Raw genomic sequence first — 23,069 nt, 5'->3', positions numbered from 1 at the left:
ATCGTCCACAAGACGAGAAGCGACGGATAACGGAATGCTCCGGAGCGACTGGTAGTTAATAACAATGCCTAAACAGGAGCATTTTAATGACTGCGCTGAACCTGATCCCCGGCCAACTGAGCCTGGCGCAACTGCGTGACGTCTACCAGCAACCGGTCAAGCTGAGCCTCGATAACAGCGCCGCCGCGCAGATCGAAGCCAGCGTCGCCTGCGTCGAGCAGATCCTTGCCGAGAACCGCACCGCCTACGGCATCAACACCGGTTTCGGCCTGCTGGCCTCGACCCGCATCGCCAGCGAAGACCTGGAAAACCTCCAGCGTTCGCTGGTGCTGTCCCATGCTGCCGGCGTCGGCCAGCCGATCAGCGATGAGTTGGTGCGTTTGATCATGGTGCTCAAGGTCAACAGCCTCAGCCGTGGTTTCTCCGGCATTCGTCGTGTGGTGATCGACGCGCTGATCGCCCTGATCAACGCCGAGGTTTACCCGCACATTCCGTTGAAAGGTTCGGTCGGCGCGTCCGGCGACCTCGCACCGCTGGCGCACATGTCGCTGGTGCTGCTGGGCGAAGGCAAGGCGCGTTACAAGGGCGAGTGGATGGAAGCGACCGAAGCGCTGAAAGTCGCCGGCCTGACCCCGCTGACCCTCGCGGCGAAAGAAGGTCTGGCGCTGCTCAACGGCACGCAGGTGTCCACCGCATTTGCGCTGCGCGGCCTGTTTGAAGGTGAAGACCTGTTTGCCGGCGCGCTGGCGCTGGGCGGCCTGACTGTTGAAGCCGTTTTGGGCTCGCGCTCGCCGTTCGACGCGCGCATCCACGCTGCCCGTGGTCAGAAAGGCCAGATCGACACCGCTGCTGCCTATCGCGATCTGCTGGGTGAGCGCAGCGAAGTCTCCGATTCGCACCAGAACTGCGAAAAGGTCCAGGACCCGTACTCGCTGCGCTGCCAGCCGCAAGTCATGGGCGCCTGCCTGACCCAGTTCCGTCAGGCCGCTGAAGTGCTGGTGATCGAAGCCAACGCCGTGTCGGATAACCCATTGGTGTTCGCCGCTGAAGGCGACGTGATTTCCGGCGGCAACTTCCACGCCGAACCGGTGGCCATGGCCGCTGACAACATGGCGCTGGCCATCGCCGAAATCGGCTCGCTGAGCGAACGCCGTATCTCGCTGATGATGGACAAGCACATGTCGCAACTGCCGCCGTTTCTGGTGGCCAATGGCGGCGTGAACTCCGGTTTCATGATTGCCCAGGTGACCGCGGCGGCACTGGCCAGCGAGAACAAGGCACTGTCCCATCCGCATTCGGTGGACAGCCTGCCGACCTCGGCCAACCAGGAAGACCACGTGTCGATGGCCCCGGCGGCCGGCAAGCGGCTGTGGGAAATGGCCGAAAACACCCGCGGGATTCTCGCGGTGGAATGGCTGGCGGCAGTGCAGGGCCTGGACCTGCGCAACGGTCTGAAGACCTCGACCAAACTGGAACAGGCCCGGGCGATTTTGCGTCGCGAAGTGCCGTTCTACGAGAAGGACCGCTTCTTTGCCCCGGACATCAATGCGGCGACCGAGTTGTTGGCTTCGCGGTGTCTGACCGAGCTGGTTCCAGGCAAGCTTTTGCCTAGCCTGTGATGGCCTCTTCGCGAGCAAGCCTGCTCCCACAGTTGGAATGCGTACCTCTGTGGGAACGAGCCTGCTCGCGAATCGATTTTGAACAAGACGAGGACTTGGGATGAAAACCCTCTGGCAACACTGCCACGTCGCAACCATGGCGCAGGGCGTCTACTCGATCATCGAGGATGCGGCCATCGTGACGTCCGGTGCACACATCGAGTGGATCGGCCCGCGTAATCAATTGCCCTCCGGCGAATACCCGGCGGTCAACGACCTGCAAGGCGCGTGGGTCACCCCCGGCCTGATCGACTGCCACACCCACACGGTGTTTGGCGGCAACCGCAGCGGCGAATTCGAGAAACGTCTGCAAGGCGTCAGCTACGCCGAGATCGCCGCGCAGGGCGGCGGCATCGCCAGCACGGTACGCGCCACCCGTGAAGCGACTGAAGACGAGCTGTTCGCCAGCGCCGCCAAGCGCCTGAAAAGCCTGATGCGCGACGGCGTGACCACGGTCGAAATGAAGTCCGGCTACGGTCTGGACCTGGCCAGCGAACGCAAGATCCTGCGGGTCATTCGTCGCCTTGCCAATGAGCTGCCGATCAGCGTGCGCAGCACCTGTCTGGCCGCCCACGCGTTGCCGCCGGAATACAAGGATCGCGCTGACGCTTACATCGATCACATCTGCGCTGAAATGCTCCCGTCGCTGGCTGCCGAAGGGCTGGTCGATGCCGTGGATGCGTTCTGCGAATACCTGGCGTTCTCGCCGGAACAGGTCGAGCGGGTGTTCATCACCGCGCAAAAACTCGGTCTGCCGGTGAAGCTGCACGCCGAGCAATTATCGTCACTGCATGGCTCCAGTCTTGCCGCGCGCTACAAGGCTTTGTCCGCCGATCATCTGGAGTTCATGGACGAAGACGACGCCATCGCCATGGCCAAATCCGACACCGTCGCCGTGCTGTTGCCGGGCGCGTTCTACTTCCTGCGCGAAACCCAGTTGCCGCCGATGGACGCCTTGCGCAAACACAAGGTGAAAATCGCCATCGCCAGCGACCTCAACCCTGGTACCTCACCGGCGCTGTCGTTGCGCCTGATGCTGAACATGGCCTGCACCTGTTTCCGCATGACTCCGGAAGAAGCCCTGGCCGGTGCAACCATTCATGCCGCGCAAGCGCTGGGCATGGCCGACACTCATGGCTCGCTGGAAGTCGGCAAGGTGGCGGATTTCGTCGCCTGGCACATCGATCGTCCGGCGGACCTGGCTTACTGGCTCGGTGGTGATCTGGACAAACGCGTCGTGCGTCACGGCGTTGAATCAAGTCTGTAGGAGAGCGGTTGTGGATAAGGTTCTGAGTTTTAAACAAGGTCGCGTGCCACTGCTGATCAGCATGCCGCATGCCGGCGTGCGCCTGACACCTGCGGTGGAGGCCGGGCTGATCCCGGACGCGAAAAGTTTGCCGGACACCGACTGGCACATACCGCAGCTCTACGATTTTGCCGAGGAACTGGGCGCCAGCACGTTGGCCGCCGAGTACTCGCGGTTCGTCATCGACCTGAACCGTCCGTCCGATGACAAGCCGTTGTACGTCGGCGCCACCACCGGCCTGTACCCGGCAACGCTGTTCGATGGCATTCCTCTGTTTCGCGAGGGACACGAGCCCTCGAAAGCAGAACGTGCGACCTATCTGGAACAGGTCTGGACGCCGTATCACCGCACCTTGCAGCAAGAGCTGGCGCGCTTGAAGGCTGAATTCGGTTACGCGCTGTTGTTCGACGCGCACTCGATTCGCTCGATCATCCCGCACCTGTTCGACGGCAAACTGCCGGACTTCAACCTCGGTACCTTCAACGGTGCCAGTTGCGATCCGCAGCTTGCGACGCAACTGGAAGCCATCTGCGCGCGCCACAGCAATTACAGCCACGTGCTCAACGGACGCTTCAAGGGCGGCCACATCACCCGCCATTACGGCAACCCGGCCGAGAACATCCACGCCGTGCAACTGGAGCTGGGCCAGTGCACCTACATGGAAGAGTTCGAACCGTTCCGCTACCGCGCCGATCTCGCGGAGCCGACGCGGGTGGTGTTGAAGGAGTTGTTGCAAGGGTTCCTCGCGTGGGGCAAATCCCGCTATACCGTCTAACCAATGGTGGCAGCGGGCTTGCTTGCGAAGGCGATGGGTCAGCCTCAAAGGGTGACTGACCCCTTCGCGAGCAAGCCCGCTCCCACAAGGGCTTGGGTTTTCACAGGATCCGCGTTCCAACAGGGTCGCCGCTGTGCAAGTCCCGGTCGCCACAGTTCATCTTTCCCTCTCGTCGCCTGCGTAATGTTGCGGCCACGGTGCACAGACACCGACCTGACAATAATCCGCTGCCGCACGAGAACTCCCGAATGAAAAAACTCTTCACTCGTTGTGCGTTAATCCTCACCGGCAGCGCGCTGCTGAGCGCCGGCGTCATGGCCAATGACGACGCGTCCTGCAAAACCGTGCGCATGGGCGTGGTCAACTGGACCGATGTGATCGCCACCAGCGGCATGGCCGACGTGTTGCTCAATGGCCTCGGCTATGAGAGCAAGCAGACCAGCGCGGTGCAGCAGATCATCTTTGCCGGCATTCGCGACAAGCGCCTGGACATCTTCCTCGGCTACTGGAAACCGGCGATGGACAACAACATCGCGCCGTTCGTCGCTGCCAACCAAGTCAAGGTTATGAACAAGCCGAGCCTTTCGGATGCTCAGGCGACGCTGGCGGTGCCGGATTACGTGGCGGCGGCCGGGCTGAAAACCTTTGCCGACATCGCGAAGTTCAAGGATCAGCTCGGCGGCAAGATTTACGGCATTGAACCGGGCAGCGGTGCCAACACCACCATCAAAACCATGATCGAGACCAACCACTTCGGCTTGAAGGACTTCAAGATCATCGAGTCCGGCGAGGCCGGCATGCTCGCCGCCGTGCAGCGCGCGGTGAACCGCAAGGAGTTCGTGGTGTTCGTTGGCTGGACCCCGCACCCGATGAACATCAACATGAAAATCACCTACCTGACCGGCAGTGAAGACGTCTACGGCCCCAACGAAGGCGCCGCAACCGTGTCCACCGTCACCGCGCCGGATTACGCCCAACGTTGCCCGAACGTGCATCGGCTGCTGGAAAACCTGACCTTCACCGCCGCCCAGGAAAGCCAGTTGATGGTGCCGATCATGGAGCGCAAGACCCCGCAGGAAGTGGCGAAGAACTGGCTGCGTGAACACCCCGAGGATCTGCAGCGCTGGCTGGCCGGAGTCAGCAGTTTCGAGGGCAAGGATGGCGCGGGCGCGGTTCAGGCCAGCCTGAAAAAATGATCAGTCGTTATCTGCTTTCTCCGGCGATGGCAGCCTTCGTCGCGAGAACTGAAGGCTACGCCAGTGATGACACTGGCCTTGCGGGACTGCGTCTCGCCTATGACGCCATGTGTCGGGCTTTCACGCCTGAGCGGCCGGCAGGGCTGGAGGTCGTCGACTTCCAGTTGCGCGGCGTACCCGTGCGCTCGTACCGTCCGCCGGTTACCCCACCGGCCAGCGGCTGGCCCTGCGTGCTGTACCTGCACGGCGGCGGTTGGATGGTCGGTGGGCTCGACTCCCACGACTTCATCTGTTTCGAACTGGCCATGGCGTTGGGCGCGATGGTGGTGGCGGTGGATTATCGGCTGGCGCCGGAGCATCCATACCCGGCCGGGTTCGAGGATTGCCTGAGTGTCTGGCGGGCGTTGCGCAGCGGGCCGTTCTGGTTTGACCCGCAGAAACTGTTGGTGGCCGGCGACAGCGCCGGTGGCAATCTCGCCGCCGCGTTGTGCCTGGCGTTGCGTGATGCCGGCGAGTCGATGCCGGCGGCCCAAGTGCTGATCTACCCGGGGTTGGGTGGTGGCGATCACTTGCCGTCGCGCAGCGAGTGCGCCGATGCGCCCTTGCTCGGCAGCACTGACGTTGAGTACTACCGCGCGCTGTACCTGCGTGGCAGCCATCAGCCGGACGCTTATGCCATGCCGCTGCTCGCTGACGATTTCAGCGGCTTGCCACCAGCCTGGCTCGCCGTGGCGCAATTCGATCCGCTGCGCGACGATGGCGTGCGCTACGTTGAGCAACTGTCCGCCGCCGGTACAGACGCCTCGCTTTATTACGGCGAAGGGCTGGTGCACGGTTGTTTGCGCGCGCGTGGCCAGGTCGCCGAGGTCGAGCGGCTCTACGAAAACCTGCTGAGGTTCATGGCTGACAAATTGTGACTGCGTACGAGCATGCTCATTGACGTAAATCGGGTTTATGATGCCGGACGGCAGAATAATAGAAGTCCCCCCAGGGATGACCTCGACCCCTTACGGAGCGCGCAATGCAGACATTGTTTCCGCAGATCAAACCCCATGCCCGGCACGATCTGGCTGTCGATGACACCCACACGCTGTACGTCGACGAAAGCGGTTCGCCGGAAGGCCTGCCGGTGGTGTTCATCCACGGTGGTCCCGGCGCCGGTTGCGACGCCCAGAGCCGTCGCTATTTCGACCCGAACCTGTATCGCATTGTCACCTTCGACCAGCGCGGCTGCGGACGCTCCACACCGCATGCCAGCCTGGAAAACAACACCACCTGGGATCTGGTCGCCGACCTTGAGCGCATCCGCAAGCACCTGGGCATCGACAAATGGGTGCTGTTCGGCGGCTCGTGGGGCTCGACCCTGGCGCTGGCTTATGCGCAAACCCACCCGGAGCGCGTGCACGGTCTGATCCTGCGCGGGATCTTTCTCTGCCGTGCGCAGGAAATCGAGTGGTTCTACCAGGCCGGTGCCAGCCGTCTGTTCCCCGATTACTGGCAGGACTACATTGCGCCGATCCCGCTGGATGAACGCGACGATCTGCTCAGCGCTTTCCACAAGCGCCTGGTGGGCAACGACCAGATCGCCCAGATGCACGCGGCCAAGGCCTGGTCGACATGGGAAGGGCGCACGGCGACGCTGCGCCCGAACCCGCTGGTGGTTGATCGCTTCTCCGAACCGCAGCGCGCACTGTCGATAGCGCGGATCGAATGTCACTACTTCACCAACAACGCGTTCCTGGAACCGAATCAACTGATCCGCGACATGGGCAAGATCGCCCATCTGCCAGGGGTGATTATTCATGGTCGCTACGACGTGATCTGTCCGCTGGACAATGCCTGGGAATTGCATCAAGCGTGGCCGAACAGCGAGCTGCAGGTGATCCGCGATGCCGGTCACGCCGCCTCCGAACCGGGTATCACCGATGCGCTGGTGCGTGCTGCGAGCAACATGGCCCGACGCCTGCTCGACCTGCCGCCCGAAGAAGCATGAAGGGGCTTTTACAGCGCGTGCGCGGAGCACGCGTCGAAGTCGCGGGAGAGACCGTCGGCGCGGTAGATCAAGGTTTGCTGGTGCTGGTGGCAGTCGAACCCGACGACACGCGTACCAGCGCCGACAAACTTCTGCATAAGCTGCTTAACTATCGGGTATTCAGTGACGCCGAGGGCAAGATGAATCTGTCCCTGGCGGATGTGGGCGGCGGGTTGCTGCTGGTCTCTCAGTTCACCCTGGCTGCCGACACCAAGAGCGGGTTGCGTCCGAGTTTCTCGAGCGCGGCCCCTCCGGCATTGGGCGAGGAATTGTTCGACTATCTATTAAGCAAAGCGAAACAGATGCATGGCACTGTGGCATCAGGTAGATTCGGCGCGGATATGCAGGTGCACCTGGTCAACGATGGCCCGGTAACCTTCCTGTTACAGACATGAAAGCCCTTGAAACATCTTTTCAAGGGCTTTTCGACTGAAAACAGGCGTTTTTCGCGATAAATACTTTGTTACCCCTGATGCGTTGTCACGCGGGCTACTAGATAATCGCGCGCTATGGGGATCAGCGTTCGTTGGTCCATTTTTGACTTAGGTAGAGACTTGTCTGGATCCGATTGGGGAATCATTTTGCCCCAGCGGAGTCGGAACAATGCTCGCCAACCTGGCATATAGATAGCTGGCCGTTGGTTTTTTGATCTGTTTTCGGCGAGGGTTGCTCGTGATTGTTAGTCCCTGTAATGCAGCAAAAATGTCTGCCAAACGCATGCGAAGTGCCCTGGTAGCGGGCTCGGCGCTCCTGTGCCTGCTTAGCGCCGGCCAGCTTTGGGCGTTCAATCTTGACGATGTATCGGCCAAGGCTAAAGAGCTGGCCGGGCAGAAGTTCGAAGCCCCGCGCAGCAACCTGCCGACAGAATTTCGTGAGATGAAATTCGCGGACTATCAGAAAATCCGCTTCCTCACCGAGAAGGCTGAGTGGGCTGATCAGAAGACCCCGTTCAAGCTGTCCTTCTATCACCAGGGTATGCACTTCGATACGCCGGTGAAAATCAACGAAATCACCGCGAACACCGTCGAAGAGATCAAATACGATCCGACCCGCTTTGATTTTGGCGACCTCAAGTTCGATCCGAAGGCCACTGAGCAACTGGGCTACGCCGGTTTCCGTGTGCTGTACCCGATCAACAAGGCCGACAAGCAAGACGAAATCATGACCATGCTCGGCGCGAGTTACTTCCGCGTTGTCGGCAAGGGCCACACCTACGGCCTCTCGGCGCGTGGTCTGGCGATTGATACCGCGCTGCCGTCGGGCGAAGAGTTCCCGCGTTTTCGCGAGTTCTGGATTCAACAGCCGAAGCCGGGTGACAAGCATCTGGTGATTTTCGCGCTGCTCGACTCGCCGCGTGCCACCGGTGCCTATCGTCTGATCCTGCGTCCGGGCAGCGACACCATTGTTGACGTCAAGGCGCAGGTGTTCCTGCGTGATAAGGTCGGCAAACTGGGCATCGCGCCGCTGACCAGCATGTTCCTGTTCGGTGCCAACCAGCCGTCGAAAGTTCTCAACTACCGTCGTGAACTGCACGACTCCAGCGGTCTGTCGATCCATGCCGGCAACGGCGAGTGGATCTGGCGTCCGCTGAACAACCCGAAACACCTGGCCGTGAGCAACTTCAGCGTCGAGAACCCGCGTGGTTTCGGTCTGCTGCAACGTGGCCGCGACTTCAGCCACTACGAAGACCTCGACGATCGCTACGACAAGCGTCCAAGCGCCTGGATCGAGCCGAAGGGCGAGTGGGGCAAGGGCACTGTTGATCTGGTAGAGATTCCGACCGCCGACGAAACCAACGACAACATCGTTGCGTTCTGGAGCCCGGAAACCATGCCAGAGCCAGGCAAGCCTCTGGACTTCGCCTACCGCCTGCACTGGACCATGGACGAAGCGGCGATTCACGCGCCGGACAGCGCCTGGGTTTCGCAGACACTGCGTTCGACCGGTGACGTCAAGCAATCGAACCTGATCCGTCAGCCGGATGGCAGCGTTGCCTACCTGGTCGACTTCGAAGGTCCATCGCTGGCCGCTCTGACCCCGGACGCCGACGTGCGCAGCCAGGTCAGTGTTGGCGACAACGCCGAACTGGTTGAGAACAGTGTGCGCTACAACCCTGAAACCAAGGGCTGGCGTTTGACTCTGCGGATGAAAATCAAAGACGCGAGCAAGTCGACCGAGATGCGTGCCGCGCTGGTACAGCCAGTCGTGACCGCTGATCTGGCGAAATCGGTGCCGGCGTCCAATTCGTCCGTCGCCAAGGCCGACAAGGTCGCTGCCAAGCAACAAGAGAAACTCGACAAGGAAGCCAAGGCCGCCGAGGCCAAACAGGCTGACGCCAAGCCTGTAGCTGATGCCAAGGACAAGGCCAACAAAGACGCCAAGCAGCCAGCGGCTGCGGACGCGGCCCCTGCCACACCGGAATCGGCACCGACTGAAGAAGTCCTGACCGAGACCTGGAGCTATCAGTTGCCTGCCGATGAGTAACTCTCAAGTACAGCCAGAGACTCTGTCCGAGTATCTGGCGCATCTGCCGATGACCGACGAGCAGCGCGCGGAACTCGCGGGCTGCCAGTCCTTCAGCGAACTGCACCAGCGCTTGTCGTCGCCGACGTTCGACGCCCCTGCCGAAGCCGCTCAGGCTTCGGTGGGCAAGCGCCTGACCCTGAGCACCGCCGAAGAGCTGGAAGATGCGGAAATGCTGGTGCTCGACGCCAGCGGCCGGGTCGCGATGAAGGCGACGCCGCCGATCCGTCGGACCAAAGTCGTGCCGGAACCATGGCGCACCAACATTCTGGTGCGTGGCTGGCGTCGTCTGACCGGGCGCACCAACCCGCCACAGCCGCCAAAGGACGAGAACGTGTTGCCGGCCGCGCGCTGGCGCACCGTCGGTTCGATCCGTCGCTACATCCTGTTGCTGCTGATGCTGGGTCAGACCATCGTCGCCGGCTGGTACATGAAAGGCATCATGCCGTACCAGGGCTGGTCGTTCGTCGATCTGGAAGAAGTCCTGCACCAGCCGCTGCTGCAAACCGCCACGCAAGTGCTGCCCTATGCGCTGCAAACCAGCATCCTGATCCTGTTCGGGATTCTGTTCTGCTGGGTCTCGGCCGGTTTCTGGACCGCGCTGATGGGCTTCCTCGAGTTGCTCACCGGCCACGACAAATACCGTATCTCCGGCAAAAGCGCCGGCAACGAGCCGATTGCCAAAGACGCACGCACTGCCCTGGTGATGCCGATCTGCAACGAAGACGTACCGCGCGTGTTTGCCGGTCTGCGGGCGACGTTCGAGTCGGTCGCAGCCACGGGTGATCTGGATCGCTTTGACTTCTTCGTTCTCAGCGACAGTAACGACACCGATATCTGCGTTGCTGAGCAACAGGCCTGGCTGGATGTTTGCCGCGAAGCCAAAGGCTTCGGCAAGATCTTCTATCGCCGTCGTCGCCGTCGTGTGAAACGTAAAAGCGGCAACCTCGACGACTTCTGCCGTCGCTGGGGCGGTGACTACAAGTACATGGTCGTGCTCGACGCCGACTCGGTAATGAGTGGCGAGTGCCTGACCAGTCTGGTGCGCTTGATGGAAGCCACGCCGGACGCCGGGATCATCCAGACCGCGCCGCGTGCGTCGGGCATGGACACTCTCTATGCGCGCATGCAGCAGTTTGCGACCCGCGTTTATGGCCCGCTGTTTACCGCCGGTCTGCACTTCTGGCAGTTGGGTGAGTCCCACTACTGGGGTCACAACGCGATCATCCGCATGAAGCCGTTTATCGACCACTGCGCCCTGGCGCCGTTGCCGGGTAAAGGTGCGTTCTCGGGTGCGATCCTGTCCCACGACTTTGTTGAAGCCGCGCTGATGCGCCGTGCCGGTTGGGGCGTGTGGATTGCCTACGACCTGCCGGGCAGCTACGAAGAACTGCCGCCGAACCTGCTCGACGAACTCAAGCGTGACCGTCGCTGGTGCCACGGCAACCTGATGAACTTCCGCCTGTTCCTGGTCAAAGGCATGCACCCGGTGCACCGCGCGGTGTTCCTGACCGGCGTGATGTCGTACCTGTCGGCGCCGCTGTGGTTCTTCTTCCTGGTGCTGTCGACCGCGCTGCTGGCGGTGAACACGTTGATGGAGCCGCAGTACTTCCTTGAACCGCGTCAGCTCTATCCGCTGTGGCCACAATGGCACCCGGACAAGGCGATCGCGCTGTTCTCGACGACCATCGTGCTGCTGTTCCTGCCGAAATTGTTGAGCATCATCCTGATCTGGGCCAAAGGCGCGAAAGAGTTCGGCGGCAAGTTCAAGGTGACCCTGTCGATGCTGCTGGAGATGCTGTTCTCCATGCTGCTGGCGCCGGTGCGGATGATTTTCCACACCCGTTTCGTGCTCGCCGCGTTCCTCGGCTGGGCCGCGACCTGGAACTCGCCGCAGCGTGACGACGACTCCACGCCATGGAGCGAGGCAGTCAAGCGCCATGGTCCGCAGACCCTGCTGGGCTTTTGCTGGGCGCTGCTGGTGATCTGGTTGAACCCGAGCTTCCTGTGGTGGCTGGTGCCGATCGTTGGTTCGCTGATGCTGTCGATCCCGGTCTCGGTGATTTCCAGCCGTGTCGGTCTGGGCCTCAAGTCCCGTGACGAGAGCCTGTTCCTCATCCCTGAGGAATACAATCCGCCGCAGGCATTGCTGGCGACCGACCAGTACACCCACGAGAACCGCTGGCACGCGCTGAACGACGGCTTCATTCGCGCCGTGGTCGATCCGCAGCAGAACGCCCTGGCGTGCTCGCTGGCGACGGCCCGTCACGGTCAGGCCGAGCCGATCGAGTGGCTGCGTCAGGAGCGTGTACGCCACGCCTTGAAGGCGGGTCCGGCGGCGCTGAGCAACCATGATCGCCTGCAACTGCTGAGCGATCCGGTAGCCCTGGCGCGTCTGCACGAACTGGTCTGGGCCGAAGGTCACAACGAGTGGCTGGATGCCTGGCGTGCGTCGGTGAAAGCCGATCCGCATGCGCCGTTACTGCCGCTGCGGCCGGTGAGCATGCAGGCTCAGCCGGCCTGAAAGAGAAGCCCCGCCCTCCAGCGGGGCTTTTTTATTGTTAAACAAATCGTCCATAACCCTTGTGCAAAAGAACGAGTGCGTTAGCATCCGTCCCCGAATTGGCGCACCCGGGCATTTTTGCCCATCACTGCTGGTTTTCGCGCCGCACATGCAATGGTTTTGGGGACTTGAAGATGAAGAAGTATCTGTCGATGCTGCTGGTCGGCGTCACGGCACTGGTTGCAGTCAATGCGGCGCACGCCGGTGCAATCGATGACGCGGTCAAACGCGGCACGCTGAAAGTCGGTATGGATCCGACCTACATGCCGTTCGAAATGACCAACAAGCGCGGCGAGATCATCGGCTTCGAAGTGGACATCCTCAAAGCCATGTCCAAGGCCATGGGCGTCAAGCTGGAGCTGGTCTCCACCGGTTACGACGGCATTATCCCGGCCTTGATGACGGACAAGTTCGACATGATCGGCAGCGGCATGACCCTGACCCAGGAGCGTAACCTGCGCCTGAACTTCAGCGAACCGTTCATCGTTGTCGGCCAGACCCTGCTGATCCGCAAGGAGCTGGAAGGCACCATCAAGTCCTATAAAGACCTGAACACCGCCGACTACCGCATCACCTCCAAGCTCGGTACCACTGGTGAAATGGTCGCCAAGAAGTTGATTGCCAGAGCCAAATACCACGGCTACGACAACGAGCAGGAAGCGGTGCTCGACGTGGTCAATGGCAAGGCTGACGCCTTCATCTACGACGCACCATACAACGTGGTCGCGGTGAGCAAGGTCGGCGCCGGCAAACTGGTGTTCCTCGACAAGCCGTTCACCTATGAGCCGCTGGCCTTCGGCCTGAAGAAGGGTGACTACGACAGCATCAACTTCATCAACAACTTCCTGCACCAGATCCACGAAGACGGCACCTACGATCGCATCCATGACAAGTGGTTCAAGAGCACCGATTGGCTCAAGGACATGGAATAACACTGGGTCAGTCAGACCGAGTCGCCCCATTTGCGAGCAAGCCCGCTCTCACAGGGATTGTGTGAACACCACAAATCCACTGTGGGAGCGGGCTTGCTCGCGAAGAGGGCCTCCAAGGCAACACAAAATCCGGAACCTGCAATGAAACAGAAAAAAGCCCAATGGCCCTGGCACGTCCTGACCGTGCTGGTGCTGGTCGGCCTGGCGGGCGCGTTGTATTACGCCACGTCGCTGATGTCCTACGAATGGCGCTGGAACCGCGTGCCGCAGTACTTCGCCTACCAGGCCGAAGAAACCCAGCGCGCGACCGATATCTCCACCGTCACCGAACTGATACGCAAGGGCGGCAGCGCGCAAGTCACCCTGCGCAACGACGCCGGTGACGAGCAACACCTGACCGTCGACGAGAACAGCCTGCAATTCGCTCAGGGCGACGATGTGGCCGAAGGCGACGTCGTGGGTGTGACCCGGCATTGGGCGGCAGGGCCGCTGTTGTGGGGGCTGTGGACCACGTTGTGGCTGTCGGTGGTGTCCGGCGTACTCGGTCTGCTGATCGGTCTGGTCACCGGGCTGTGCCGCCTGTCGAGCAATCCGACCCTGCGCGACCTGTCGAGCATCTACGTTGAGCTGGTGCGCGGCACGCCGCTGCTGGTGCAGATCTTCATTTTCTACTTCTTCATCGGCACGGTGATGAACCTGTCCCGGGAGTTCGCCGGGATCGCCGCGCTGTCGCTGTTCACGGGCGCTTATGTGGCCGAGATCATCCGTTCCGGCGTGCAGTCGATCGCCCGTGGGCAGAACGAAGCGGCGCGTTCGCTCGGTCTGAGCGCCGGCCAGTCGATGCGCCACGTGGTGCTGCCGCAAGCGTTAAAGCGTGTGCTGCCGCCGTTGGCCGGACAGTTCATCAGTCTGGTCAAGGACACCTCGCTGGTGTCGGTGATTGCGATTACCGAGTTGCTGAAAAGTGGCCGCGAAGTCATCACCACCTCGTTCTCGCCGTTCGAAATCCTGTTCTGCGTCGCCGGCCTGTACCTGTTGATCAACCTGCCGCTGTCGAAAATCGCCAGCCGGCTTGAGCGGAGGCTCGCGCAAAGTGATTGAAGTCCGCGATCTGGTAAAAGTCTTCGACACCCGTGGCCAGGTAGTACGGGCTGTGGATAACGTCACCACTTCCGTCGCCAAGGGCGAAGTGCTGGTGGTGATCGGCCCGTCCGGTTCCGGCAAGTCGACCTTCCTGCGTTGCCTCAATGGCCTGGAAGCGTTCGACTCGGGCTCGGTGAGCATCGACGGCCTGCAACTGGCCGATCCAAAAACCGACGTCAACGCCTACCGCCGCGAAGTCGGCATGGTGTTCCAGCATTTCAATCTGTTCCCGCACATGACCGTGCTGGAAAACCTCTGTCTGGCGCAGAAAGTCGTGCGCAAGCGCGGGCAGAAGGAAAGCGAGGCCAAGGCTCTGGCGTTGCTGGAGAAGGTCGGTATTGCGCAGAAGGCTCGCGAATATCCGTCGCGCCTGTCCGGCGGTCAGCAACAGCGCGTGGCGATTGCCCGGGCGCTGGCGATGGACCCGAAAGTGATGCTGTTCGACGAACCGACTTCGGCCCTCGACCCGGAAATGGTCGGTGAAGTGCTGGATGTGATGAAGAACCTGGCCGTGGAAGGCATGACCATGGTCTGCGTCACCCACGAAATGGGCTTCGCCCGGGAAGTGGCGGATCGGGTGCTGTTCTTCGATCACGGCAAACTGCTGGAAGATGCGTCGCCGGCGCAGTTCTTCGATGCACCGAAGGACCCGCGCGCTCAGGCCTTTCTGCGTCAGGTCCTGTAATTTCAGCGCCTGTCAGTAAGCCTTCGCGAGCAAGCCCGCTCCCACCGTTGGAATGCGTTCCCCTGTGGGAGCGGGCTTGCTCGCGAAAGCATCACCTCAGACTTTGAACCGCCCCACCAGCATCTGCAGATGCGTCCCCAACCGCGCCAGCTCAACACTCGACGCCGCCGTCTCTTCACTCGCGGCCGAGGTCTGATCCGACACATCCCGCACATTCAGCACGCTACGGTTGATCTCCTCGGCCACGGCACTCTGCTGCTCGGCTGCTGCGGCAATCTGCTGGTTCATCGCCTGAATCGCAGAGACCGTGCGTGTAATGCTTTCCAGCGAACCGCCAGCACGACGGGTCAGCTCCACACTGCTGTCGGTCAGGCTGCGGCTGTTGTCCATGATCGTCGCCACTTGCTGGGTGCCGTTCTGCAGGCCGACGATCAGCTCTTCGATCTCTTCGGTGGACTTCTGCGTGCGCTGGGCGAGGCTGCGCACTTCATCGGCGACCACCGCGAAACCACGTCCGGCCTCACCGGCACGCGCCGCTTCGATCGCCGCGTTGAGCGCCAGCAGGTTGGTTTGCTGGGCCACGGACTTGATCACGTCGAGCACGCTGCCGATCTTGTCGCTTTCGCGCTTGAGTTCGCCCATGGCCTCGGTGGAGTGGCCGACTTCGACCGCCAGACGCTCGATCTGCGCGATGGCTTCACCGACCACCTTGTCGCCTTCGCGGGCCTGCTGGTCGGCGGCCACGGCGGCTTCGGAAGCCTCCTCGGCGTTGCGCGCGACTTCCTGCACGGTGGCGGCCATTTCGTTCATGGCGGTGGCGACCTGATCGGTCTCGATCTTTTGATTGTTGACCCCGGCGCTGGTCTGTTCGGTGACCGCCGACAGTTCCTCGGCAGCGCTGGCGATCTGCGTGACGCCATCGCTGATGCCGCCGATCAGGTCGCGCAGGCCCTGAGTCATGCTCTGCATCGAGCGCTGTAACTGGCCCAGTTCGTCGCGGCGCTGCGACACCAGGTTGTGGGTCAGGTCGCCGGCGGCGACGCGCTCGGCAACTTTCAGGGTCTGGTTCAGCGGAATGATGATCTGCCGGGTGATCGCCCACGCAGCCAGCAAGCCGAAGGCCACGGCCAGCAGGGTGGCGATGATCAACTGGTTCTTGGCACTGGCGGCGTCGGTGTCGCGCACCACGGTCTGCGATTCGGTGAGTTGCCTGCTGACGTCGAGCAGGATGTCGCCCTGGGTCGACATGCGGGCCAGGGCCTTGGCACTGGCGACCTGCGAATCGCGGAACTGGCTGACCGCCGCGCGGTAGGCCTTGAGCGAGTCGGTGGCCTGCTGCAGGTTGGCGATGTGCTGCTCAGGCAGTTTGGCGGGCAGGGTGTCGAGGTTCTTCAGAGCATTGTCGATGGCGTCGAGCGCAGGCTGCTCGGCTTCGGTCTTGCCGCTGTAGGTGTAGCCGCGCACCTGGAAGCGCGCTTGCTGGATCAGTTTGCTCAGGTCGATCACTGCGTTGAACTGCGCAACGCTGTCGCCCTGGAGCATGGATTTCTCCACCTCGGCGACCTTGGCCACGGCGTTGTCGGCGGTGGCGCCGAGTTTGCTGCGGGCGTCTTCGCGGTTGGCGCCGGCCTGCACCATGTCGGCGAAAGCGCGCTTGTATTCGGCGACGGCGGCCAGTTGTTGGTCGACCTTCGCGGCGTCGGCCGGTTGTTCGATCAGGCCACGTGCGGTTTGCAGACCGCTGTCGAGTTTGCCCAGCAGGTCGTTGACCGCGCCCGGGCCTTGCTCGCCACGGCGCGCTTCATAGTCCAGACGCGCCAGGCGCAGGTCCTTGGTCAGTTCGTTGAGGCTGGAGATGAAACCCAGCTTGTCGCCACGGCTGATGATGCCGCTCATGCCGGTCCAGCCGGTGAAGGTGATCAACAGCGTCAGCAACAGCACCAGGCCGAAACCGATCCCCAGCTTGCGTTTGACGCTGACGTTCCCAAGATTCTCGGCTAACCAACGGTACATGCGACGACTCCCCTCGGACCACTAATTGGACTTATGGGAACTGTATCGGCTGGGTGATGGCAATCTGTAACCCGATTTGTCGGGTTAGAACAGGCGGGCGAGGAGGGCGGTGACGGCGGTTTCGACGCGCAGGATGCGCTCGCCCAATTGCACCGGTTGCAGTCCGGACTTGCCCAGCAGATCGATTTCGTAGGGGATCCAGCCGCCTTCAGGGCCGATCGCCAGGGTCACCGGTTCGCTCAGGGCGCGCGGGCAGGGCGGGTAGTTGCCGGGGTGGCCAACCAGACCGAGGGTGCCTTTGCTGATCGCCGGCAGACGGTCTTCGACGAACGGCTTGAAGCGCTTCTCGATGATGATCTCCGGCAGGACCGTATCGCGAGCCTGTTCGAGACCGAGGATCAAATTCTCGCGAATCGCTTCCGGCTCCAGAAACGGCGTCTGCCAGAAGCTCTTTTCGACGCGGTAGCTGTTGACCAGAATCACCTTCGACACGCCCATGGTCGCCACGGTCTGGAACACCCGCCGCAGCATCTTCGGGCGCGGCAGGGCCAATACCAGAGTGAGCGGCAGCTTGGCCGGTGGTAGCTGATCGAGGGTGACCCGCAGTTCGGCTTCGCCCGCTTCCAGACGCAGCAGCTCGGCCGAGCCCATCAACCCGCCGATGCGCCCGACCCGCAGGCTGTCGCCGACTTCCGAGCGGTGGACTTCCTGCATGTGCGTCAGGCGCCGATCACGCAGCACGACGCGGTCGGCCGCAATGAAATCGGCCTCTTCGAGCAACAACAGGTTCATGGCTGCGTCGCTGGCGGCTGGTCGTTATGGTCGTCGACGGTTTCGTCCGGGCGCTCGCGCTTGCTGACCAGGCTGCCGAACAGGATGCCGATTTCAAACAGCATCCACATCGGCACGGCCAGCAGGGTCTGGGAGAAGATGTCCGGCGGCGTGAGGATCATGCCGACCACGAAGCAGCCGATGATCACGTACGGGCGGATCTTCTTCAGGTATTTGACGTCGACCACGCCGATCCACACCAGCAGCACCACGGCCACCGGGATTTCGAACGCGACGCCAAAGGCGAAGAACAGCGTCATCACAAAGTCGAGGTAACTGGTGATGTCGGTCATCATTTCCACGCCGGCCGGGGTGGCGGCGGCGAAGAACTTGAAGATCAGCGGGAACACGAAGTAATAGGCGAACGCCATGCCGGTGTAGAACAGCAGGATGCTCGACACCAGCAGCGGCACCGCGATGCGCTTCTCGTGCTTGTACAAGCCCGGCGCGATGAAGCCCCAGATCTGATGCAGGATCACCGGGATCGCGAGAAACAGCGAAACCATCATCGTCAGCTTCAGCGGCGTCAGGAAGGGCGACGACACATCAGTGGCGATCATCGTCGCGCCGACCGGCAGGTACTGGCGCAGCGGCGTCGAGACGAAGGTGTAGATCTGCTGGGTGAAGGCGAACAACCCGGCGAAGATGATGAAGACTGCCGCCACACAACGCAGCAGGCGGGTGCGCAACTCGGTGAGGTGCGATACCAGCGGCATGTGCTGGTCGTTTTCGGGGAGATCGCTCATGGGGCTCGCGGCGGCAGTGTTGGGTCGTGAGGGGCCGGTGTTGTCGGCGCGGCGGGTGCAGCTACGTGTTCAACCGAATGTTCTGCAACTGCGGACACAGGTTCTGTCGCCGCTACAACGGATGCAGGTGCAGGTGTCGGCGCGACAGGCGCGCTTGGCGCATGAATCGTCTGCTCACCCACGTGTTCAACCGGCGTCGGCTCCTGCTGAACCGGTGGCGTGAAAATCTTCCGCGCCTCCTGCTCCAGAGACAGAATGTGCTCGTTGTGCAGTTGCCGACGGATCTCGTCGGCACCGATTTCACGCTCAACTTCCTGTTTGATCGCGTTGAAGCTGCGCTTCAGCCGCCCGACCCACAGGCCAGCGGTGCGCGCAGCGCCCGGCAGACGCTCGGGGCCCAGCACCAGCAGGGCAACGAGGCCGACGAGCAGCAGTTCAGAGAAGCTGATACCAAACATTAGTCAGTGCTCACACGTCTTTGCGGATCGGCTCTTCGACTTTCTGCGCCTGCACGTCGATGGTGTGCGGCGGGTTGGCCTGAGCGGTGGCTTGCGGCTGCACCGGTGGTACCGGTTGCGCAGGCGTTACGGTCGGATCGGCGGCCGCTTTCTCGTCGTCGTTCATGGCTTTACGGAAGCCCTTGATCGACTCACCGACGTCGGTGCCGAGGTTTTTCAGTTTCTTGGTGCCGAACACCAGCACCACGACAACCAGAATGACGATCCAGTGTTTCCAGTCAAAAATGCCCATGTTGCTGTTCCTCTCTAAAAATTGTTCAGGCGGATGGACGCGAGGCTTTCTCGACGTGTCCCGACAGGCCGAAGCGGCGATCCAGTTCATCCAGCACAGCCTGTGGATGCTGCCCCAGTTGGGCGAGCATGACCATGCTGTGGAACCACAGGTCGGCGGTCTCGTAGATCACGTCGCTGCAGTCGCCGCTGATGGCAGCGTCCTTGGCGGCGATAATGGTTTCGACCGACTCTTCGCCGACTTTCTCCAGAATCTTGTTCAGGCCCTTGTGATACAGACTAGCTACATATGAGCTGTCGGCCGCTGCGCCTTTGCGCTCTTCGAGCACTTCGGCCAGACGAGTCAGGGTGTCACTCATGTTTGTGTCCTGCGGAGTAGATTGCGTGCGGGTCTTTCAGAACCGGATCGACCGTTTTCCAGTCGCCGTTTTCGAAGACACGGTAAAAGCAGCTTTGACGGCCAGTATGGCAAGCGATGTCGCCGATCTGTTCGACCATCAGGATGATCACGTCGGCGTCACAGTCCAGACGCATTTCATGCAGGGTCTGCACATGGCCGGACTCTTCGCCCTTGCGCCACAGCTTGCCACGGGAACGTGACCAGTAGATGGCACGGTTTTCGGATGCGGTCAGCTCCAGGGCTTCGCGGTTCATCCAGGCCATCATCAGCACGCGTCCGGTCTTGTGATCCTGGGCAATCGCCGGCACCAGGCCATCGGCGTCCCACTTGATCTCGTCCAGCCAGTTTTTCATCTTCGACTCCGACAGCGAACCCACACTTCAATAGTCGGGTTCAGGCGTTGAAACAGTGTGCCAGCCGATCACGCAACTGGCTATCGGCGAACGACCAGATACAAGCCGACTGCCACCATGATTCCGGCGGGCCAATGCCCCAGTTCGTGCATCGGGCCACCGGCGGCGAGAATGGTGCCGCCCGCCAGATGAGCACTGCCGAGCAGACGCAGGAACCAGTCGTCCTTGCGCTTGTGCCACGGCGGTGGCGGGTCGTTGGCGTGTGGCTGGGACATGCGTTCGAGCAGGTCGCGGGCCATGTTGGCCAGGTGCGGCAGCTGTTCGAACTGGCTCTGCACGTTGCCGATCAAGGCTTTCGGGCTGACGCGCTCGCGCATCCAGCGTTCGAGGAACGGCTGCGCGGTGTTCCACAGATCCAGGTCCGGGTACAGCTGACGGCCGAGGCCTTCGATGTTCAGCAGGGTCTTTTGCAGCAGCACCAGCTGCGGCTGGACTTCCATGTTGAAGCGTCGCGCGGTCTGGAACAGGCGCATCAGTACCTGGCCAAATGAAATATCTTTTAACGGTTTTTCGAAGATCGGCTCGCACACAGTACGGATTGCCGCTTCGAACTCGTTGAGTTTGGTTTCTGCCGGCACCCAGCCCGAATCGATGTGCAACTGCGCCACGCGGCGATAGTCGCGCTTGAAGAAGGCAAACAGGTTGCGTGCCAGATAGTCCTGGTCTTCCGGGGTCAGGCTACCGACGATGCCGCAGTCGATCGCGATGTACTGGGGGCTCCACGGGTTGACGGTACTGACGAAGATGTTGCCCGGGTGCATGTCGGCGTGGAAGAAACTGTCGCGGAACACCTGGGTGAAGAAGATCTCCACGCCACGCTCGGCGAGCATTTTCATGTCGGTGCGCTGGTCGGCGAGGGTCGCCAGATCGGTGACCTGGATTCCGTAGATGCGCTCCATCACCAGCACTTTCGGCCGGCACCAGTCCCAATAGACTTGCGGCACATAAAGCAGTGGCGAGCCCTCGAAGTTGCGCTTCAACTGGCTGGCGTTGGCCGCCTCGCGCAGCAGGTCGAGCTCGTCGTAGATGGTTTTTTCGTAGTCCTGCACCACGTCGACCGGGTGCAGCAGGCGCGCGTCGGCCGAGACTTTTTCGGCGGCGCGGGCGAGGATGAACAGCCACGCGAGATCCTGCGCGATGATTGGCTTCAGGCCTGGGCGGATCACCTTGACCACCACTTCTTCGCCGGTTTTCAGCTGCGCGGCATGCACCTGCGCCACCGAGGCCGAGGCCAGCGGCTCGACGTCAAAGCGGCTGAACACTTCGCTGATCTTCTTGCCCAGCTGCTCTTCGATCAGTTTGACCGACAGCTGCGAATCGAACGGCGGCACGCGGTCCTGCAACAGCATCAGCTCATCGGCGATGTCTTCCGGCAGCAGGTCGCGGCGGGTCGAGAGAATCTGCCCGAACTTGATGAAAATCGGCCCCAGATCCTGCAGGGCCAGACGCAGGCGCGCGCCACGGCTCAGGTCCAGCGGCTTGCGCGGGAACCAGCGCCACGGCAGCACATAGCGCAGCGCCAGGAGAAACCAGGGCAGCGGCAGATCGAACAGCAGGTCATCGAGGCGGTAGCGGATCACGACGCGCTGGATGCGCAACAGACGGCGGACGGCAAGCAGCTTCATGCGTTATCGCTTGGGTCGAGGGATCGGGAAAGGCGCTCGAAACGCGCCTCGAGACGTTCCAGATCAAGTTTGATCCGGTCCAGTTCGCTGAACCGAGCTTCGGCTTCGCGCTGCCCGACAAGGGTGCGTGATTCTTCGGCGAGGTACTCGGCGAGGTTCTGGTTGAGGCTGGCAAATCCTTGTTGATACCAGCGTGCGCGGCTGCGCAGATGACCGCCGACCAGTTGCGTGGCGACCGGGCCGAGCCAGCGCGAGAGTTCGTACTCCCAGTCCAGCTCAAGATCCTGCAGCACGCCGGCCAGTTCCAGCAGCACGCCGCTGTCGCCATCGAGTTCGACTTCCGGGGCATGCAGCACCGCGGTCTTGTCCTTGCTCACGGCCAGTTTCACCAGGCTTGAAGCCGGGGCGCGCAGGGTGCAGTCGACACCGGTCTCCCAGTGCGAGGCCAGCATCAGGCCTTCGTCGCTCGGCAGGATGAACAGCTGCAGCGCCGGACTGCGGCAATCTACGGCGATTACCTTGCCGGTCAGATGCGCCAGCCGCGGCAGCGCCGTGCTGTCGAGATGCAGCACCCGGTTGAGGCCGAGTTCGACGCTGGCGAGCAGCCCGGTGAGCAGCATCAGGGCTTGATGCCGCGGTGCAGGGCGACGATGCCTGCGGTCATGTTGTGATAGGTCACACGGTCGAAGCCGGCGTCGACCATCATCGACTTCAGGGTTTCCTGATTCGGGTGCATGCGGATCGATTCGGCCAGGTAGCGATAGCTTTCCGAGTCGTTGGTGATCAGCTTGCCCATCAGCGGCATGAAGGCGAACGAGTAGGCGTCGTAGGCCTTGGACATCAGCGCATTGGTCGGCTTGGAGAACTCCAGCACCAGCAGACGGCCGCCCGGCTTGAGCACGCGCAGCATCGAGCGCAGGGCGTCTTCTTTATGCGTCACGTTGCGCAGGCCGAAGGCGATGGTCACGCAGTCGAAGTGGTTGTCCGGGAACGGCAGTTTTTCCGCGTCCGCCTGAACGAATTCGACGTTGCCCGACACACCCAGGTCCAGCAGGCGGTCACGACCGACCTTGAGCATCGATTCGTTGATGTCGGCCAGCACCACCTGACCGGTCGGGCCGACCAGGTGCGAGAATTTCTTGGTCAGGTCACCGGTACCGCCGGCGATGTCCAGCACGCGGTTGCCGCTGCGAACGCCCGACAGTTCGATCGCAAAACGCTTCCACAGACGGTGCATGCCGCCCGACAGAAGGTCGTTCATCAGATCGTATTTGGCGGCTACCGAGTGGAAAACCTCAGCGACTTTTTCCGCTTTCTGGCTTTCCGGAACGTTTTTGAAGCCGAAGTGTGTGGTGGGTTCGGCATCGCTGCCTTTGCGCTGATCAGTCATATCGCTGTCACCAAAAGAGAATGCGCGACATTCTAATCCCCAAGCCATGCTTTGTCTTGGAATGGCTAAAGGTAAGATGGGCAACCTTC

General features: G+C 61.7%; 22 protein-coding genes and 1 pseudogene. 12 read left to right on the top strand and 11 right to left on the bottom strand.

Annotated elements, in window-relative coordinates:
- Positions 1 to 86 precede the first annotated feature (86 nt).
- From hutH to U862_RS0110075, 12 genes are all read left to right on the top strand, one after another.
- Positions 87 to 1,619 (top strand): histidine ammonia-lyase, encoded by a 1,533-nt coding sequence (gene hutH / locus U862_RS0110130; RefSeq protein ID WP_025110302.1) that lies wholly within the window; start codon positions 87 to 89, stop codon positions 1,617 to 1,619.
- A gap of 100 nt (positions 1,620 to 1,719) precedes the next feature.
- Positions 1,720 to 2,925: an imidazolonepropionase gene (gene hutI, locus U862_RS0110125; protein WP_025110301.1), complete on the top strand. Its 1,206-nt coding sequence runs from the start codon at positions 1,720 to 1,722 to the stop codon at positions 2,923 to 2,925.
- 10 nt (positions 2,926 to 2,935) lie between these two features.
- Positions 2,936 to 3,739: an N-formylglutamate deformylase gene (gene hutG / locus U862_RS0110120; protein ID WP_025110300.1), complete on the top strand. Its 804-nt coding sequence runs from the start codon at positions 2,936 to 2,938 to the stop codon at positions 3,737 to 3,739.
- 248 nt (positions 3,740 to 3,987) lie between these two features.
- Complete coding sequence (locus U862_RS0110115) at positions 3,988 to 4,935, top strand: choline ABC transporter substrate-binding protein (protein WP_025110299.1); 948 nt, start codon at positions 3,988 to 3,990, stop codon at positions 4,933 to 4,935.
- Positions 4,935 to 5,852, top strand: a complete 918-nt coding sequence (locus U862_RS0110110; protein ID WP_025110298.1) for an alpha/beta hydrolase — start codon at positions 4,935 to 4,937, stop codon at positions 5,850 to 5,852. The genes U862_RS0110115 and U862_RS0110110 overlap by 1 nt, the downstream gene beginning before the upstream one ends.
- Positions 5,853 to 5,956: 104 nt before the next feature.
- On the top strand, positions 5,957 to 6,928 hold the full coding sequence (gene pip / locus U862_RS0110105; protein ID WP_025110297.1) for a prolyl aminopeptidase: 972 nt from the start codon (positions 5,957 to 5,959) through the stop codon (positions 6,926 to 6,928).
- The gene (dtd, locus tag U862_RS0110100) at positions 6,925 to 7,362 is read left to right on the top strand and encodes a D-aminoacyl-tRNA deacylase (RefSeq protein WP_025110296.1); all 438 of its coding nucleotides are present in this window, start codon (positions 6,925 to 6,927) and stop codon (positions 7,360 to 7,362) included. The genes pip and dtd overlap by 4 nt, the downstream gene beginning before the upstream one ends.
- Before the next feature lie 307 nt (positions 7,363 to 7,669).
- On the top strand, positions 7,670 to 9,451 hold the full coding sequence (locus U862_RS0110095) for a glucan biosynthesis protein G (RefSeq protein WP_177327326.1): 1,782 nt from the start codon (positions 7,670 to 7,672) through the stop codon (positions 9,449 to 9,451).
- Entirely contained in the window at positions 9,444 to 12,014 is a 2,571-nt protein-coding gene (gene mdoH / locus U862_RS0110090; RefSeq protein WP_025110294.1) for a glucans biosynthesis glucosyltransferase MdoH, read from the top strand. The genes U862_RS0110095 and mdoH overlap by 8 nt, the downstream gene beginning before the upstream one ends.
- 173 nt (positions 12,015 to 12,187) lie before the next feature.
- Complete coding sequence (locus U862_RS0110085; RefSeq protein WP_025110293.1) at positions 12,188 to 12,985, top strand: transporter substrate-binding domain-containing protein; 798 nt, start codon at positions 12,188 to 12,190, stop codon at positions 12,983 to 12,985.
- A gap of 141 nt (positions 12,986 to 13,126) precedes the next feature.
- Positions 13,127 to 14,086, top strand: a complete 960-nt coding sequence (locus tag U862_RS0110080; RefSeq protein WP_025110292.1) for an amino acid ABC transporter permease — start codon at positions 13,127 to 13,129, stop codon at positions 14,084 to 14,086.
- Entirely contained in the window at positions 14,079 to 14,813 is a 735-nt protein-coding gene (locus tag U862_RS0110075; protein WP_025110291.1) for an amino acid ABC transporter ATP-binding protein, read from the top strand. The genes U862_RS0110080 and U862_RS0110075 overlap by 8 nt, the downstream gene beginning before the upstream one ends.
- 96 nt (positions 14,814 to 14,909) lie before the next feature.
- On the opposite strand, the gene U862_RS31450 is transcribed toward U862_RS0110075, so the two are convergent.
- The 11 genes and pseudogenes from U862_RS31450 to ubiE form a co-directional block, all read right to left on the bottom strand.
- Positions 14,910 to 15,623, bottom strand: a complete 714-nt coding sequence (locus U862_RS31450) for a methyl-accepting chemotaxis protein (protein WP_371262571.1) — start codon at positions 15,621 to 15,623, stop codon at positions 14,910 to 14,912.
- A gap of 141 nt (positions 15,624 to 15,764) precedes the next feature.
- Positions 15,765 to 16,709 (bottom strand): annotated as a pseudogene (locus tag U862_RS31445) (methyl-accepting chemotaxis protein); the annotation flags it as partial.
- Positions 16,710 to 16,910: 201 nt separating this feature from the next.
- Positions 16,911 to 17,618, bottom strand: a complete 708-nt coding sequence (locus U862_RS0110065) for a 16S rRNA (uracil(1498)-N(3))-methyltransferase (protein ID WP_025110289.1) — start codon at positions 17,616 to 17,618, stop codon at positions 16,911 to 16,913.
- A complete protein-coding gene (gene tatC / locus U862_RS0110060; RefSeq protein ID WP_025110288.1) occupies positions 17,615 to 18,403 on the bottom strand; it encodes a twin-arginine translocase subunit TatC in 789 nt (262 codons plus the stop codon). Before tatC ends, U862_RS0110065 begins: the two co-directional genes overlap by 4 nt.
- Positions 18,400 to 18,861 carry a Sec-independent protein translocase protein TatB gene (tatB, locus tag U862_RS29505; protein WP_081794867.1) on the bottom strand — a complete coding sequence of 154 codons (462 nt, stop codon included), beginning with the start codon at positions 18,859 to 18,861 and terminating at the stop codon, positions 18,400 to 18,402. Before tatB ends, tatC begins: the two co-directional genes overlap by 4 nt.
- A gap of 10 nt (positions 18,862 to 18,871) precedes the next feature.
- Complete coding sequence (locus U862_RS0110050; protein ID WP_025110286.1) at positions 18,872 to 19,153, bottom strand: twin-arginine translocase TatA/TatE family subunit; 282 nt, start codon at positions 19,151 to 19,153, stop codon at positions 18,872 to 18,874.
- Positions 19,154 to 19,178: 25 nt separating this feature from the next.
- The gene (locus U862_RS0110045) at positions 19,179 to 19,511 is read right to left on the bottom strand and encodes a phosphoribosyl-ATP diphosphatase (RefSeq protein WP_007909355.1); all 333 of its coding nucleotides are present in this window, start codon (positions 19,509 to 19,511) and stop codon (positions 19,179 to 19,181) included.
- Positions 19,504 to 19,905: a phosphoribosyl-AMP cyclohydrolase gene (gene hisI / locus U862_RS0110040; protein WP_025110285.1), complete on the bottom strand. Its 402-nt coding sequence runs from the start codon at positions 19,903 to 19,905 to the stop codon at positions 19,504 to 19,506. The genes U862_RS0110045 and hisI overlap by 8 nt, the downstream gene beginning before the upstream one ends.
- Before the next feature lie 80 nt (positions 19,906 to 19,985).
- Positions 19,986 to 21,590 (bottom strand): ubiquinone biosynthesis regulatory protein kinase UbiB, encoded by a 1,605-nt coding sequence (ubiB, locus tag U862_RS0110035; RefSeq protein ID WP_025110284.1) that lies wholly within the window; start codon positions 21,588 to 21,590, stop codon positions 19,986 to 19,988.
- Positions 21,587 to 22,210, bottom strand: a complete 624-nt coding sequence (locus U862_RS0110030) for an SCP2 domain-containing protein (protein ID WP_025110283.1) — start codon at positions 22,208 to 22,210, stop codon at positions 21,587 to 21,589. The genes ubiB and U862_RS0110030 overlap by 4 nt, the downstream gene beginning before the upstream one ends.
- On the bottom strand, positions 22,210 to 22,980 hold the full coding sequence (gene ubiE, locus U862_RS0110025) for a bifunctional demethylmenaquinone methyltransferase/2-methoxy-6-polyprenyl-1,4-benzoquinol methylase UbiE (RefSeq protein WP_003220857.1): 771 nt from the start codon (positions 22,978 to 22,980) through the stop codon (positions 22,210 to 22,212). Before ubiE ends, U862_RS0110030 begins: the two co-directional genes overlap by 1 nt.
- Positions 22,981 to 23,069: the final 89 nt, after the last annotated feature.

This window comes from Pseudomonas sp. H1h (assembly GCF_000633255.1).
Taxonomy (GTDB): domain Bacteria; phylum Pseudomonadota; class Gammaproteobacteria; order Pseudomonadales; family Pseudomonadaceae; genus Aquipseudomonas.
The sequence above is the reverse complement of the archived record's forward strand: the minus strand, read 5'-3'. Positions and strand labels throughout refer to the sequence as shown.